11 protein-coding genes are annotated in these 16,493 nt (G+C 49.1%); all 11 read right to left on the bottom strand.

Annotated elements, in window-relative coordinates:
* On the bottom strand, nt 1-1,191 hold the full coding sequence (gene tuf, locus ACOCF6_RS17835) for an elongation factor Tu (protein WP_482461660.1): 1,191 nt from the start codon (nt 1,189-1,191) through the stop codon (nt 1-3).
* Between the two features lie 35 nt (nt 1,192-1,226).
* Nucleotides 1,227-3,305 (bottom strand): elongation factor G, encoded by a 2,079-nt coding sequence (gene fusA / locus ACOCF6_RS17830; protein ID WP_482461671.1) that lies wholly within the window; start codon nt 3,303-3,305, stop codon nt 1,227-1,229.
* 29 nt (nt 3,306-3,334) lie between these two features.
* Nucleotides 3,335-3,805 carry a 30S ribosomal protein S7 gene (gene rpsG, locus ACOCF6_RS17825; protein WP_482461670.1) on the bottom strand — a complete coding sequence of 157 codons (471 nt, stop codon included), beginning with the start codon at nt 3,803-3,805 and terminating at the stop codon, nt 3,335-3,337.
* A gap of 27 nt (nt 3,806-3,832) precedes the next feature.
* Nucleotides 3,833-4,204: a 30S ribosomal protein S12 gene (rpsL, locus tag ACOCF6_RS17820; protein WP_173197011.1), complete on the bottom strand. Its 372-nt coding sequence runs from the start codon at nt 4,202-4,204 to the stop codon at nt 3,833-3,835.
* 458 nt (nt 4,205-4,662) lie between these two features.
* Complete coding sequence (gene rpoC / locus ACOCF6_RS17815; RefSeq protein ID WP_482461669.1) at nt 4,663-8,877, bottom strand: DNA-directed RNA polymerase subunit beta'; 4,215 nt, start codon at nt 8,875-8,877, stop codon at nt 4,663-4,665.
* A gap of 89 nt (nt 8,878-8,966) precedes the next feature.
* On the bottom strand, nt 8,967-13,466 hold the full coding sequence (gene rpoB / locus ACOCF6_RS17810) for a DNA-directed RNA polymerase subunit beta (RefSeq protein ID WP_482461668.1): 4,500 nt from the start codon (nt 13,464-13,466) through the stop codon (nt 8,967-8,969).
* A gap of 156 nt (nt 13,467-13,622) precedes the next feature.
* Complete coding sequence (gene rplL, locus ACOCF6_RS17805; RefSeq protein ID WP_482461667.1) at nt 13,623-14,003, bottom strand: 50S ribosomal protein L7/L12; 381 nt, start codon at nt 14,001-14,003, stop codon at nt 13,623-13,625.
* 48 nt (nt 14,004-14,051) lie between these two features.
* Complete coding sequence (gene rplJ / locus ACOCF6_RS17800) at nt 14,052-14,576, bottom strand: 50S ribosomal protein L10 (protein ID WP_482461666.1); 525 nt, start codon at nt 14,574-14,576, stop codon at nt 14,052-14,054.
* A gap of 165 nt (nt 14,577-14,741) precedes the next feature.
* Nucleotides 14,742-15,443, bottom strand: a complete 702-nt coding sequence (rplA, locus tag ACOCF6_RS17795; protein WP_482461665.1) for a 50S ribosomal protein L1 — start codon at nt 15,441-15,443, stop codon at nt 14,742-14,744.
* Nucleotides 15,444-15,485: 42 nt separating this feature from the next.
* Entirely contained in the window at nt 15,486-15,908 is a 423-nt protein-coding gene (gene rplK / locus ACOCF6_RS17790) for a 50S ribosomal protein L11 (protein ID WP_482461664.1), read from the bottom strand.
* A 53-nt stretch (nt 15,909-15,961) separates the two neighbouring features.
* Complete coding sequence (nusG, locus tag ACOCF6_RS17785) at nt 15,962-16,489, bottom strand: transcription termination/antitermination protein NusG (RefSeq protein WP_482461663.1); 528 nt, start codon at nt 16,487-16,489, stop codon at nt 15,962-15,964.
* Between the last annotated feature and the right edge of the window lie 4 nt (nt 16,490-16,493).

Genomic DNA, 16,493 nt, shown 5'->3' with positions numbered 1-16,493 from the left:
TTATTCAATAATCGAACTGACGACGCCGGCGCCAACGGTACGACCACCTTCACGGATGGCGAAACGGAGACCTTCGTCCATGGCGATCGGGGTGATCAGTTTGATGGTCATGGCTACGTTGTCGCCTGGCATAACCATTTCAATACCGGCTGGAAGCTCGGCCACTCCGGTTACATCGGTTGTACGGAAGTAGAACTGGGGGCGATAGCCGTTGAAGAACGGGGTGTGACGACCACCCTCTTCTTTGGTCAGTACGTAGGCTTCAGCCTTGAACTTCGTATGCGGGGTGATGCTGCCCGGCTTGGCAAGTACCTGGCCGCGCTCGATGTCTTCGCGCTTGACACCGCGCAGAAGGGCGCCGATGTTATCGCCGGCACGACCTTCGTCGAGCAGCTTGCGGAACATCTCTACACCGGTTACGGTGGTCTTGGCAGTGGCTTTCATGCCGACGATCTCAACCTCTTCACCAACCTTGACGATGCCGCGCTCGACACGTCCGGTGGCAACAGTACCACGACCGGAGATGGAGAATACGTCTTCGACAGGCATGAGGAATGGCTTGTCGATGGCACGCTCAGGCTGCGGAATGTAGCTGTCAACGGCATCCATGAGGGCGTTGATGGCGTCTTCGCCAAGTTCGCCTTTTTCACCATTGAGACCCATGAGTGCCGAGCCTTTGATGATTGGAATATCGTCGCCAGGGAAGTCGTAGCTGGAAAGCAGCTCGCGGATTTCGAGTTCGACGAGCTCAAGCAGTTCAGCGTCGTCTACCATGTCGGCTTTGTTGAGAAATACTACCATATAAGGTACGCCTACCTGACGGGCAAGCAGGATGTGCTCGCGTGTCTGAGGCATGGGACCGTCGGCGGCGGATACGACCAGGATCGCTCCGTCCATCTGGGCGGCGCCGGTGATCATATTCTTTACGTAGTCGGCGTGACCGGGGCAGTCAACATGAGCATAATGACGCTTGTCGGTCTCGTATTCAACGTGGGCAGTGGCGATGGTGATACCGCGCTCACGCTCTTCAGGGGCATTGTCGATCTGATCGAATGCCTTGAACTCGGCCTGACCTTTGCCGGCCAATACCTTGGTGATGGCTGCCGTCAAGGTTGTCTTGCCGTGGTCAACGTGGCCAATTGTGCCAATGTTCAAATGTGGTTTGTTGCGCTCGAATTTCGCCTTCGCCATTGCTCAGGTCCTCCTCTGCTATCTATTTATTAAGATTAACCTTTTACTTTAGCAACGATCTCTTCAGCTACAGACTTAGGAACAGGCTCATAGTGGTCAAAAGTCATTGCGTAGGTTGCACGACCCTGCGTGGCAGAGCGTAGATCCGTTGAATAACCAAACATTGATGCAAGCGGAACCATTGCAGACACAACCTGAGCTCCCGCACGACTATCCATACCCATAATACGACCGCGTCTTGAATTCAAGTCGCCAATTACATCACCCATATAGTCTTCAGGCACTACAACCTCGACCGACATAATGGGCTCCAGAATAATTGGAGAGGCCTTGGCACAACCTTCTTTGAATCCCATAGATCCGGCAATCTTAAATGCCATCTCCGAAGAGTCAACTTCGTGATAAGAACCGTCAATCAGGGTCACTTTTACGTCTACAACAGGGAAGCCAGCAAGGATACCGTTATCGGTTGCTTCAAGAGCGCCCTTTCCGACAGCGGGAATATATTCGCGCGGGACAACACCGCCTTTAATTGCATCAACAAATTCGAAACCTTTACCTGCTTCCTGCGGTTCGATTTCGAGCCAGACATGTCCATATTGACCGCGACCACCTGACTGACGAACAAACTTGCCTTCAACCTTGACCTTCTTGGTGATGGTTTCACGGTAAGCGACCTGTGGCTTACCGACATTGGCCTCAACCTTGAATTCACGCTTAAGCCTGTCAACAATGATCTCAAGATGAAGCTCACCCATACCGGAAATAATGGTCTGGCCAGTTTCTTCATCAGTCTTGACGCGGAACGAAGGATCTTCACTGGCTAATTTCTGCAAACCAAAACCAAGCTTTTCCTGTTCTGCTTTTGTTTTTGGTTCAATTGCAATCGATATAACCGGTTCAGGGAACTCAATTGATTCCAGAATAACCTGCTTATCTTCATCGCACAGAGTATCGCCCGTCGTTGTATATTTAAGACCAACTGCAGCGGCAATATCACCGGCAAAAACCTCTTTAATCTCTTCGCGTTTATTTGCGTGCATCTTGAGAATACGACCAAGACGTTCTTTTTTGCCTTTGGTCGAGTTATAAATATAGGACCCGGCATTTGCTACACCGGAATAGACACGGAAAAATGTCAACTGACCAACAAAAGGATCGGTCATAATCTTAAAACCGAGAGCAGAGAACGGCTCAGTATCAGAAGCAGCACGTTCAATTTCAGCACCGCTGTCTACATCGATACCCTTGATTGCAGGAATATCCATCGGTGAAGGCATATAATCAACAACTGCGTCCAGAAGATTCTGTACACCTTTGTTTTTGAAAGAAGATCCGCAGATTACAGGACAGAATTTGATGGCGATAGTACCGGTACGGATGGCGGACATTATTTCCTGCTCAGTCAACGCTTCTCCACTAAGGTATTTTTCCATCAGCGCGTCATCATGACTGGATATTTCCTCAATCATTTTTTCACGATATTCAGTGGCTTCATCAAGCAATTCGGCTGGAATTTCCATTTCACTGTAATCAGCACCCAGTGATTCATCTGTCCAGATAACCGCTTTCATACGAACAAGGTCAATAACGCCCTTGAAATTTTCTTCTTTACCAACAGGGAGCTGTATCGGCAACGGATTCGCCTTGAGACGATCTTTGATCATCTGCACGCCGCGAAAAAAGTCAGCGCCAACACGGTCCATCTTATTGATAAAAGCAAGCCGGGGAACGCCATACTTATCGGCCTGACGCCAAACAGTCTCAGACTGCGGCTCAACGCCTCCTACTGAACAGAACACAGCAACGGCACCATCCAGAACACGCAGCGAACGCTCAACCTCAATTGTAAAATCAACATGACCCGGTGTATCAATGATATTGATATTATAGTCACGCCAGCTGCAGGTTGTAGCAGCAGACGTAATAGTTATCCCACGCTCCTGCTCCTGCTCCATCCAGTCCATGGTGGCAGTACCTTCGTGGACTTCACCAATTTTATGGGAAACACCGGTATAATAAAGGATACGCTCAGTTGTCGTCGTCTTACCGGCGTCAATATGGGCCATGATCCCTATATTTCTGTAATTTTCAAGCTGCGTTAAACGGGGCACTGAATCCTCCAAAAACTAGTTATGCTATATTACCAGCGATAATGAGCAAAAGCACGGTTGGCTTCGGCCATCTTATGTACATCTTCGCGCTTTTTAACAGCGGCACCCCTGTTATTAAATGCATCAAGTATCTCAGCTGCAAGCTTATCCTTCATGGTCTTTTCGCTACGTGCCGTCGAATACTTGATCAACCAGCGCATGGCCAGCGATACACGTCGGTCCGGGCGAACTTCGATTGGCACCTGATATGTAGAGCCACCAACACGCCTGGACTTCACTTCCAGCATCGGCTTGATATTATCCAGACTCTTTTTGAGAACTTTGACAGCCTCGTCATTGGCGCGCTGGGCAACCAGATCGAGTGCACCATAAAGGATTGACTCGGCAATACTCTTCTTGCCTGCCAGCATCATGATATTAATGAGCTTGGCAACCGTCTTGTCATGATATTTTGGGTCCGGCAAAATATTTCTCTTGGGAACTTCTCTTCTTCTTGGCATATCTATCCCCTCAACGAATCAGTGCTATTATTTCGGTCGCTTTGCGCCGTATTTCGAACGACTCTTCATACGACCTTTTACGCCAACCGAGTCAAGCGTACCGCGTACAATATGGTAACGCACACCCGGAAGGTCCTTGACCCTGCCGCCGCGAATCAGAACCACGGAATGCTCCTGCAGGTTATGCCCTACACCCGGGATATACGAAGTAACCTCTATACCATTTGTCAAGCGAACCCTCGCAACCTTACGGAGAGCAGAGTTTGGCTTTTTAGGAGTCGTTGTATAAACCCTCGTACAAACACCACGCTTTTGAGGACAGCACTTGAGCGCAGGCGCAGTTGACTTATCTCTCTTGTTTTCCCTGCCCATACGAATGAGCTGATTAATTGTCGGCATAGTCGTTATTATCTCCCAACACAAAATATCCAAGTCGCACGCTCGAAAGAAGCGAATCGCGACATTAACAAATTTATTAACACACTGTCAATTTATTTTTCATTTACACGAATTATTTATTTTCCACCAGACATTCTTCTGCCAAGCACAGTAACTCACTTCATCATCAACTAACTGGTCATACAGGTGGCTTGAGGTCGTGGCCGGTTCAGCGCGGAAGCACATAAACGTGGTGGGGAATGGAATAGGTGTAGGGCCGGAATTAAACCGACAGCTCCATTCATGTTCGCAAAGCTATTTGCTTTGGGCACTGACCTCAAAAGAGACGTATTAAATACAAGACAACAGGGTGTTTGTCAACATAAAAACAACATGTTCAAAAAATATATCTGCTTGCAGCAAATTACAAAACCAAGGGCGCAAAGAAATGCGCCCTTGGCAACTCTATCTCATGAAACTCAGGCAGCTTCCGGCATTTCTGCCATGTCATCTGCCTGATCAGCCTGGGATGCCTCTACAACAGAAGCCCCGGACTGAATACGAAGATTGCGATAGCGGGCCAAACCAGTACCAGCGGGTATCAAACGGCCCATGATAACATTTTCTTTCAACCCTCTCAGGAAATCGATCTTACCCTCAATAGCTGCCTGCGTCAGAACTTTGGTTGTTTCCTGGAACGATGCTGCAGAAATAAATGACTCCGTTGAAAGCGAGGCCTTGGTAATGCCAAGCAATAACGGTTCTGCAACAGCTGGGCGCTTACCGTCGTTCAGTGCCTTCTCATTTTCCTGTTCAAACACAAAACGCTCAACCTGATCGTCCACAAGCAGCGTGGTGTCACCGACGTCCTTAATTCGAACACGTCGCAGCATCTGTCGGACGATGACCTCAATATGCTTATCGTTGATCTTTACGCCCTGCAGACGATAGACCTCCTGGACTTCATCAACCAGATATTTGGCCAGTTCCTTAACTCCGAGAACGCGCAAAATGTCATGCGGATTTGAAGAACCATCCATAAGAGGTTCACCTGCGCGAACATGGTCACCTTCATGTACGCTGATATGTTTACCCTTTGGAATCAAATATTCCTTTGGCTCGCCCAACTCTGGCGTCACAATTACCTTGCGCTTGCCCTTGGCATCTTTGCCGTATGAAACACGTCCATCAATTTCGGTGATCACAGCAAAATCCTTGGGTTTCCTTGCTTCAAACAACTCGGCAACACGTGGAAGACCACCGGTGATATCCTTTGTTTTTGTGGTTTCGCGAGGGATCTTGGCAATAATGTCACCAGCGCTGATGATAGCATCATCGTGTACTGAAATGTTAGCCCCGGCCGGAAGGAAGTAACGACCAATCGTAGCAGTGCTGTCTCCGCTGGCGTCCTTGATAGCAATCCGTGGACGTTTATCGCTATCCTTGGATTCGACAATAACCTTACGGGAAAGACCGGTAACTTCATCCAACTGCTCTTCCATTGTCACACCTTCAACAATATCACCGAACTTAACCTTACCGGCGAACTCTGTCAGAATAGGCATGGAGAAGGGGTCCCACTCAGCAATGGTGGCAGTTTGCTTAACCTTGCCGCCCGGTGCTATTTTAATCTTGGCACCATATACAACCGTGTATTTTTCACGTTCCCGGCCGGTATCGTCAATTACGGCAACCTCACCGTTACGGTTCATAACGATGTGGTGCCCTTCAGGATTAACAACGGTATTAAGATTTATGTATTTAATCGTTCCATCCGTACGCGCCTCAAGTGAGGTCTGTTCAGCGTGACGTGAAGCGGTACCACCGATATGGAACGTACGCATCGTCAGCTGAGTACCCGGCTCTCCGATGGATTGGGCTGCAATTACGCCTACCGCCTCACCCATGTTAACAATATGACCACGTGCCAGGTCACGACCATAACACTTGGCACAGATACCACGCTTGCTCTGGCAGGTTAGCACCGAGCGAATTTTGACCTTCTCAAGGCCGGCATCTTCAATGCGCTTGACCAGGTTCTCATCGATTTGGTGATTGGTATCAACCAGAACCTCTCCGGTAATCGGGTCGAGAATGTCGTCCAAAGCCACACGACCAAGAATACGATCGCCAATATGCTCGATTATTTCCCCGCCCTCGGTCAATGAAGACACAACCAATCCATCCAATGTACCGCAATCGTCTTCGGTGATAATGGCATCCTGGGCTACGTCAACCAGACGGCGGGTCAGGTAACCTGAGTTAGCCGTCTTAAGTGCCGTATCCGCAAGACCTTTACGGGCACCATGGGTGGAAATAAAGTATTGCAGAACCGTCAGACCTTCACGGAAGTTGGCGGTAATCGGGGTTTCAATAATCTCGCCCGACGGCTTGGCCATCAGACCACGCATACCGGCCAACTGGCGAATCTGCTGTGCGGAACCACGAGCACCCGAATCGGCCATCATGTGAATGGCATTAAACGAAGATTCCTTGATTTCGCCGATACCTTCGACGATATATGTTTCTTTGGAAAGGTTTTCAAGCATCTCTTTGGCAATGTCCTCTGTGGCCTTTGCCCAGATATCGATTACCTTGTTATATCGTTCTCCGTCGGTAATAAGACCCTCGGTATACTGGTTCTGGATCTCTTTGACTTCTTCATTGGCAGTATCTATGATACCCTGCTTGCCTTCCGGGATAACCATATCATCAAGACAGATGGAGATACCGGCAAGATTGGCGTAGCGGAATCCGATATCCTTCAGTTTGTCAGCCAGGATAACGGTCTCTTTGCTGTCTGCCAAACGGTAACAGGTATCCACAAGGTTGGAGAGTTCCTTCTTGTTCATGACCTTGTTGACGGCACTGAAAGGAACCGAATCCGGCAAGATTTCACTCAGGACAACCCGGCCAGCAGTTGTATCAATAAGCTGAACGCTCTCATCTGAGGCAAGATTTTTCATACGCACACGAATCTTGGCCTGCATGTCGACTGCACCGGCATCAAAGGCGATCCTGACTTCGTCGGTGGACGAGAATATCTTTCCGGTACCTTTTACCGCACGATAGATCAGTTTACCGGTTTCAGCATCAATCCTGGCCCGTGATGTTTTTTCATCTACATCAGGCTCATATAATCGGTCACGGGTCATGTAGTATGCACCCAGAACCATATCCTGAGATGGCACAATGATCGGCTTACCATGGGCCGGTGACAGGATGTTGTTGGTTGACATCATCAATACGCGCGCTTCGACCTGGCTCTCGATTGAAAGGGGTAAATGCACCGCCATCTGGTCACCGTCGAAGTCGGCGTTAAAAGCGGTACAAACCAGCGGATGCAACTGTATAGCCTTGCCTTCGATCAACACAGGTTCAAATGCCTGAATACCGAGTCGGTGCAGTGTCGGAGCGCGGTTCAGCATAACCGGATGTTCCTTGATAACCTCTTCAAGTACATCCCAGACTTCCGGCCGCTCTTTTTCAACCATCTTTTTAGCACTCTTGATGGTTGTAACGAGCCCACGTTCTTCAAGTTTGTTATAGATAAAAGGCTTGAACAGCTCCAATGCCATTTTTTTCGGAAGACCGCACTGGTGCAGTTTCAGTTCCGGACCGACAACGATAACCGATCGACCGGAGTAATCAACACGCTTTCCGAGCAGGTTCTGACGGAAGCGGCCGGATTTGCCTTTGAGCATATCCGAGAGCGACTTCAGCGGACGTTTATTAGGACCGGCAATGGCACGACCGCGACGGCCGTTATCAAACAATGCGTCAACAGCTTCCTGCAGCATACGTTTTTCATTGCGGATGATAACCTCTGGAGCCTGCAGTTCGCAGAGACGTTTGAGGCGGTTATTTCGGTTGATGACACGACGGTAAAGATCGTTAAGATCCGATGTCGCAAACCGTCCGCCATCCAGCGGCACCAAGGGGCGAAGCTCAGGCGGCAGAACGGGGATGCACTCCAGAATCATCCACTCCGGTTTATTACCGGAATTTTTGAAAGCCTCCACAACTTTGAGGCGCTTGGCGTTTTTCTTGCGTTTGGCCTCACTGGTTGATTCCATCATGTCGGTACGCAACTGGACTGCAAGCTCATCCAGGTTAAGCGACTTGAGGCACTCCCGGATGGCCTCAGCCCCCATGCCGCCTTCAAAGGCATCGGAACCGTATTCTTGCTGCAGCTTGATATACTTATCCTCAGCCATCACTTCACAAAACTGGAGAGGGGTGTTTTTGGGATTGCTGATGACAAAACCCTCGAAATAAAGCACTTTTTCAAGGTCTTTCAGCGTGATGTCAAGCAGGTTGCCGATTCGCGAAGGAAGCGACTTGAGAAACCAGATATGTGCAACCGGCGTGGCCAGGTCTATATGACCCAGACGTTCACGACGAACCTTGGATGGGATAACCTCGACACCGCATTTTTCGCAGATGATACCACGGTGTTTCATGCGCTTGTATTTGCCGCAATTACATTCGTAGTCCTTGGTTGGTCCAAATATCTTGGCGCAGAAAAGTCCATCACGCTCCGGTTTAAAGGTGCGGTAGTTGATGGTCTCCGGTTTTTTAACCTCCCCGTGGGAGCGTTCCCGAATTTTTTCCGGGGACGAAACCGATATGCGAATGGCCGAGAAATGGAGCGGATCCTTGGGCTTATCAAAAAAGCTGAAATAATCTTCCACTATGTTCTCCTCCGTTATTCGTGGCGATGCATGGTAAAGAGCTGTACATACTCACATGCGGATTGCTTTGATTATCTTGGTAATCCGCCCTACTCTTCGACTGTTTCCAGCAGTTCTACGTCAAGACAAAGCGACTGCAGCTCTTTTATAAGAACATTGAAGGATTCCGGCAGGCCTGGTTCAAGGGTGTGTTTGCCCTTGACAATGGCCTCGTACATCCGTGTACGGCCGGAAACGTCATCGGACTTTACCGTCAGAAACTCCTGCAAGGCATAGGACGCTCCATAAGCCTCCATGGCCCAAACCTCCATCTCTCCCAGTCTCTGACCACCGAACTGGGCCTTGCCGCCCAGCGGCTGCTGGGTAACGAGACTGTAGGGTCCGATGGAACGGGCATGAATCTTATCATCAACCAAGTGGTGCAGTTTGAGGATATACATTATGCCTACAGTTACCTTGTGCTTGAACGGGTCTCCGGTGCGGCCGTCGAACAGGGTTACCTGCCCGGATGAATGGAACCCGGCCTTGGCGAGCATCCCCTTGATCTTTTCTTCAGATGCTCCCTCAAAAACGGGAGATGCCATGGGAACGCCGCGCTGCAGCCTGCGGCAAACTTTCAGCAATTCATCACGATCCATTCCTTCAATGAATTTCCAGACTTCAGGGTCGCTATATACATCTTTCAGATATTTTTTGAGGTTATCTTCAGAAGTATGCTTTTGCAGCATCTCCTCAATTTTCCAGCCAATACCTTTTGCAGCCCACCCAAGATGAATCTCAAGTATCTGACCAACGTTCATACGGGATGGGACACCCAACGGATTGAGAACGATCTCAACAGGACGGCCGTCATCCATATACGGCATATCCTCTTCCGGCAGGATCCTGGAAACAACACCCTTGTTTCCGTGACGGCCGGCCATCTTGTCTCCAACCTGCAGTTTACGCTTGATGGCAATATAGACCTTGACCATCTTGATAACACCGGGGGGCAGATCGTCACCACGTTTGAGTTTTTGAATCTTGTCATCAAAAACACTGTGGATTAGGTCGATCTGGCGATTCAAGGTATCCAGAACCTGGTGAACCTTGTCATCGGTTTCCCCGCCATCACTGACGGATATACTGCCCCAGCCGTCAATCGGCAGGGACTTGAGCGCTTCTTCTGTTATTTTCTTGCCTTTAGCCAGGATAAGTGTTCCGTCATTCTTTTCCATCTTGACAGCCAGAGTCTTGTCCAGCAAAAGCTTTTTCAGCTTACCTACGGCCGAATCACGGATAATGCGGATCTCGTCCAATTCATCTTTGCGCAATTTATCTTCTTCAGCCTTCTCGATCAGTTCCGTACGGGCATCCTTGTCGTTGCCTTTACGCGAGAAAACCTTGGCACCAATGACGGTACCCTCAACACCTGGAGGAACAGTCAAAGAGGTATCCCGGACATCACCGGCTTTTTCACCGAAGATGGCACGCAACAGTTTTTCCTCGGGAGACAACTGAGTCTCGCCCTTTGGTGTAATCTTACCAACCAAGATATCCTGAGGCTTAACCTCAGCACCGATACGGATAATACCGGACTCATCCAGATCCTTGAGCGTTTCTTCACCCAGGTTGGGAATATCCGACGTAATTTCTTCTTTACCTAATTTTGTATCCCGGGCAACGCACTCGAACTCTTCAATATGTATGGAAGTGTAGCGGTCGTCCTTGACCATCTTCTCCGAGACCAGAATGGAGTCCTCGAAGTTGTAGCCGCCCCATGGCATAAAGGCAACGATCACATTCTGCCCCAATGCCAGTTCACCCATCTCAGTGGAAGGACCATCAGCTATGACGGCGCCGCGTTTGACCTTATCACCAACCTTCACTACCGGTTTGTTGTTGATACAGGTATTCTGGTTGGAACGGGCAAATTTGATCAGGTTGTAGATATCGACGCCTGTACCGGTCTCATCATGCTCATCCTCATCGATCTTGATAACAATGCGGGATGCATCCACCGATTCGACCTCGCCGTTGTGGCGAGCAATAACGGAAACGCCGGAGTCCTTGGCAACAATACGCTCCATACCGGTTCCCACCAGGGGAGAATCAGCACGCAGCAGTGGTACTGCCTGGCGCTGCATGTTTGAACCCATCAGAGCACGGTTGGCGTCGTCATTCTCCAGAAATGGGATCAATGCCGCTGCAACTGAAACCAGCTGCATCGGCGCAACATCCATCAGCTCAATCTCATCCCGATGAACCAGAATAAATTCACCGCTCTTTCGAGCAGAGACATAATCATTTACAAATCGGCCATTCTTATCAACTTCAGCATTAGCCTGGGCAATGGCATGACCCTCTTCTTGCAGAGCGGAAAAGAACCGGACTTCAGTAGTTATCTTGCCTTCCTGGACGATACGATACGGGGTTTCGACAAAACCGTGCTCATTGATCCGCGCGTAAGTGGAAAGCGACGCAATCAGACCAATGTTGGGACCTTCCGGGGTCTCGATCGGGCACACACGGCCATAATGGGTCGGATGAACGTCTCGGACTTCGAAGCCGGCTCGTTCGCGGGTCAGACCACCAGGTCCGAGGGCCGAAAGACGGCGCTTGTGGGTAACCTCGGACAGAGGGTTGGTCTGGTCCATGAACTGGGAAAGCTGTGACGATCCGAAAAACTCCTTAACAACCGCCGAAACCGGCTTGGAGTTGATCAGGTCATGAGGCATGAGATTCTCAACCTCCTGCAGACTCATGCGCTCCTTGATGGCGCGCTCCATACGGACCAACCCGATGCGGTACTGGTTCTCCAGCAGTTCGCCAACGGCCCTGACACGACGGTTTCCGAGGTGGTCGATGTCATCAATAGCACCACGGCCGTTTTTAAGATCGATCAAATAATGAACAATTTCAAGAATGTCATTGCGGTCGCTTTTCAGGAACACATCACTATAGAGATCCTCGAATACCATGCGGTTACGTCGAAGCATCTCAATAGCACGTCGATTTTCGTCGTAGCCACCCTGTTCAATAGCTTCCGTCAGCTTGACGGTTGCAGCACCCAGAGGCAGTGAAGCAAATACCTCCCTCTGGAAAAAATCATTGTCTCTGATCAGATTATTAAACTCCTGAATCAGTTGTTCCTTGATCTTCTCGGTTGCTACATGGGTGGAATCGATCTTCTTAAGATTCTTCGCCAGATCCGCGGGAAGCTTCTGCATCAGATATTGCGAAAATTGATCATCTCCGCTGCTCAGCTTTGCCACCAGGTTTTCAAAACTGCTCACATCTTCGGAGCCCAGCATACGCGGGGCATTCAAGACAGTACAGTCTTCCCACACCTTGAGATCGAGTTTGTAATTCAACTTGAGACGACCTACAGCTGATAGATCATAACGTTCCGGATTGAAAAACAGGTTATCAAACAAGGCCAAAGAGCTCTTGAGTGTAGGAGGATCACCCGGACGAAGACGACGATAGATTTCTATCAACGCCTCATCACAACTGTTAATCTTGTCACCCACCAGTGTGTCGCGGAACGATGAGGTAATATGCAGGTTGTCAATAAAGATTATTTTGAAAGATGAGACACCACGGGACTTGATATCTTCAAACTTGTCGACCGTGATTTCTTCATTACATTCCACCAGTACTTCACCCGTTGCAGGATCTACAATATCCGACGAAGCATAACGACCAATAACGCCTTCCATAACAGTCGGGACGGTTTTGATACCATGGTCAAGCATCTTCTTGATGGACGCTTTGGTATATTTTCGATTGGCCTTGACAATGACTTCGCCGTTTTTTGGATCAGCGACATCAACAACAGCCTTCTGCAGAGTCAGCAGTTCCGGTTCAATGCCTTTGGTAAGGGTTTCACCAGAAAGGTAGATGTCTTCACTTTTATAATAATAGTTCAGCAACTGCTCGGCAGAATAACCCAGCGCCTTAAGCAATACTGTTGCCGGCATCTTGCGACGACGGTCAATACGAACGTAAAGGATATCTTTATGATCAAACTCGAAGTCCAGCCAGGATCCGCGATAGGGAATTACTCTGGCTGAATAGAGAACCTTGCCGCTGGAGTGCGTCTTGCCCTTGTCATGATCATAGAACACGCCTGGTGAACGATGCAACTGGCTGACAATTACACGCTCAGTACCATTGATAATAAAAGTTCCATTTTCGGTCATCAGCGGGATTTCACCGAAATAGACCTCTTGTTCCTTGATATCCTTGATAGCCCTGACACCAGACTCTTTACCGGTATCCCAGATGACAAGCCGCACTTTGACCTTCATAGGGGCGGCAAATGTCATACCACGTTGATGACACTCTTCAACGTCGTACTTTGGCTTGTTGAGCACGTAGGAAACATATTCCAGTGAAGCACTTTCACTAAAGTCCTTGATTGGAAATACGCTTCTGAAAACGGCCTCAAGACCAGAGTTTTTACGCAACTCCGGCGGGACTTCCTGCTGGAGAAAACGCCGGTAGGAGTTTTTCTGAATATCTATCAGGTTGGGAATATCAATGATGTTCTTGATCTTGGCGAAGTTTTTGCGCAAGAGGTGGTTATTGGCGATCGAATAAGCCATAGCTTCTCCTTTGGCGAGTATCATAAAGACGTCCAGCCGAAATATAACCGACTGGAATCACTGACTACCGGAACGGAAGGGGGGTCCTGCCCAAACAGCACAAGCCAAGGCCGCACAAGGCGACCTTGGCTTACATTACATCAAAGGTACTGCGTATTATTTAATCTCAGCTTCAGCGCCGGCTTCAATCAGCTGCTTTTTAGCATCTTCAGCTTCCTGCTTGGTAACGCCGGTTTTGATTGCGTTAGGGGCGCCGTCAACAGCATCTTTGGCTTCTTTGAGACCAAGACTGGTCAGAGCACGGACAACCTTGATGACGTTGATTTTGTTGGGACCAGCGGCCTTGAGGATAACATCGAATTCAGTCTGCTCTTCGGCAGGCTCAGCGGATGCTGCGGGGCCGGCTGCTGCTGCTACTGCAACAGGTGCAGCGGCAGAAACACCAAACTTGTCTTCGAGTTCCTTAACGAGCTCGGAGAGCTCCAGTACGGTCATGTTTTCGATAAAGCTGACGACTTCTGCTTTGGTAATTGCCATTGGTGTATTCCTCCGAATTTATATAGTTGGTAAAATAAATAACTCTTGTTAGTTGCCGGCTTTTTGAGCCCGGATGGCATCGAGTGCGCGCACCAGCGAACCCGGCAGCGCAGCGAGCACGCCGACAAAATTGGTGGCAGGTGCCTGCATTGAGCCGAGCATCTTGGCGATAAGAACTTCTCGCGAAGGCAATTCTGCAAGTGCCTGTATCTGCTTGACATCCAGCAGCTTACCGGAAAGTACCCCGACCTTCAGAACAAACTTTCCCTGCGGGTCTTTTGCAAACTTGCTGAGAACCTTGGCAGCACTGACCGGATCATCATACGAAATGGCAATGGCTGTAGGTCCACTGAGATAGGGACTGAGACATTCCATATCAGTGCCCTGTGCGGCACGATCAAGCAGGGTGTTTTTAAACACCTTGTACTCAACCGAAGCGCCACGAAGCTCATTCCGCAGAGTAGTGGCTTTTTCTACACTCATCCCGCGAAAGTCAGCTAAAAAGACTGCCTTGGCGCGTGTGAGCCGCTCATGCATTTCTGTTACCAGTTCCTGCTTGTTATCTCTGTTCAAGCGACTTCCTCCTTTCTTTTGGTATCTGGGGCAATGCCCCGGCCAAAGCCAGGAAGCGCAAGGTTATACCTTACGTTACCCAAGTCTCGGCAGGTCCGCGATACACATCGGTTTAAGCTGAGTGCACCTGCTGTCATTAACTTTGGCGAACTGTTATAAACTGTATTAGATTTGGGATGTTACATCACTGATATCAAGGTTGATACCAGGCCCCATTGTGGATGACACACTGATTTTCTTGATATAGGTACCCTTGGCAGCGGAAGGCTTGGCCTTGACCAGAGCTTCAACAATCGCCAAAATGTTGCCCTTGAGCATCTCAGCATCAAACGACACCTTGCCGACCGGTGCGTGTACGATACCAGCTTTCTCAACGCGGAACTCAACCTTGCCGGCCTTGGACTCCTTGACAGCCCTGCTGACCTCAAAGGTAACCGTACCGACTTTAGGGTTGGGCATCAGGCCGCGAGGTCCAAGCAACTTGCCGATTTTACCGACAACGCCCATCATATCAGGTGTTGCAATGGCGGTATCGAACTCAAACCAGCCTTCCTGTATTTTGGCGACAAGGTCATCAGCCCCGACATAATCAGCTCCGGCATCAAGGGCTTCCTTTTCCTTCTCACCCTTGGCAAATACAAGAACCCGCACATCCTTGCCGAGGCCGTTGGGAAGCACAACCGCACCACGTACCATCTGATCGGCATGCCGCGGATCAACCCCCAGCTTAACGGCAACATCAACCGTTTCGTCAAATTTTACATACGAGGCCTTTTTGACGACATCAAGGGCGGCTCCGAGTTCATAGACCTTGGATCTGTCAATCTGTGACATTGCCGCGGTATGTTTTTTAGCACTCTTCGACATGATACAACCTCTCTCTTGGTTCTTTAAATATATGGAAACTGATTAGACGATATCAATGCCCATTGATCGAGCCGTTCCCTCGACAGTTCTCATGGCTGCCTCAACAGAAGCTGCATTAAGATCGGGCATCTTTTTCTTTGCAATCTCTTCGACCTGCGCTTTTGTCAAACTGCCGACCTTTGTTTTGTTAGGTACGGGAGACCCTTTTGTAATACCAACTGATTTCATGATTAGAACGGGTACCGGAGGTGTCTTGGTAATGAAGGTAAAGGAGCGATCTGCGTACACCGTAATGACAACCGGGGTTATGGTACCCTCTTCAGCCTGAGTCTTAGCGTTAAAAGCCTTGCAGAACTCCATGATATTGACACCGTGCTGACCTAACGCAGGTCCGATCGGTGGAGATGGATTCGCTTTGCCGGCGGGGATTTGCAGCTTGATATAGCCTGTAATCTTCTTTGCCATGTGGTGCTCCTTTGTGTGCCAAATGCCTTATTCTATAAATATTTTAAGCTGAATCAGTTCTTTTCAACCTGCATAAACTCCAATTCTACCGGAGTTGCTCTGCCGAAAATGGTTACGGTCACGCGAAGCTTGCCTTTATCAGGCTTGACGTCTTCAACAATGCCGGAGAAATTAAGGAAAGGTCCGTCAATGACACGTACCGTTTCGCCGACTTCAAACAAAACTTTAGGTCGAGGCTTCTCCGCTCCCTCTTCCATTCGCCTGGTTATCTTGAATACTTCCTCATCAGCGATTGGAAATGGGGTATTACCGCCTACAAAACCGGTTACCTTGGATGTTTCCTTGACAATATGCCATGTTTCATCCGTCAATATCATTTTAACAAGGATATATCCCGGGAAAAACTTGCGCGAAGAGGTCTTTTTTTCACCTTTTTTAAGCTCAACAACGGTCTCAGAAGGAATCAGAATTTCATCAAAAAACTCTTCAACTCCTTCATTTTTAATACGCTCCAGCAGGTTAAGCCTTACTTTATTCTCAAAACTGGAATATGTATGAACCCCGTACCATTTCATGGACATATAT

The sequence above is a fragment of the Geobacter psychrophilus genome (genome assembly GCF_056821595.1).
Note: the sequence above shows the minus strand (reverse complement) of the source record. Positions and strands in the feature narration are given on the sequence as shown.

What these genes read in the sequence shown, in the direction of transcription:
- rplK (WP_482461664.1), bottom strand. Translation starts at nt 15,908, where the DNA reads ATGGCAAAGAAGATTACAGGCTATATCAAGCTGCAAATCCCCGCCGGC.
- rplL (WP_482461667.1), bottom strand. Translation starts at nt 14,003, where the DNA reads ATGGCAATTACCAAAGCAGAAGTCGTCAGCTTTATCGAAAACATGACC.
- rplA (WP_482461665.1), bottom strand. Translation starts at nt 15,443, where the DNA reads ATGTCGAAGAGTGCTAAAAAACATACCGCGGCAATGTCACAGATTGAC.
- rpsG (WP_482461670.1), bottom strand. Translation starts at nt 3,805, where the DNA reads ATGCCAAGAAGAAGAGAAGTTCCCAAGAGAAATATTTTGCCGGACCCA.
- rpoB (WP_482461668.1), bottom strand. Translation starts at nt 13,466, where the DNA reads ATGGCTTATTCGATCGCCAATAACCACCTCTTGCGCAAAAACTTCGCC.
- tuf (WP_482461660.1), bottom strand. Translation starts at nt 1,191, where the DNA reads ATGGCGAAGGCGAAATTCGAGCGCAACAAACCACATTTGAACATTGGC.
- nusG (WP_482461663.1), bottom strand. Translation starts at nt 16,489, where the DNA reads ATGTCCATGAAATGGTACGGGGTTCATACATATTCCAGTTTTGAGAAT.
- rpsL (WP_173197011.1), bottom strand. Translation starts at nt 4,204, where the DNA reads ATGCCGACAATTAATCAGCTCATTCGTATGGGCAGGGAAAACAAGAGA.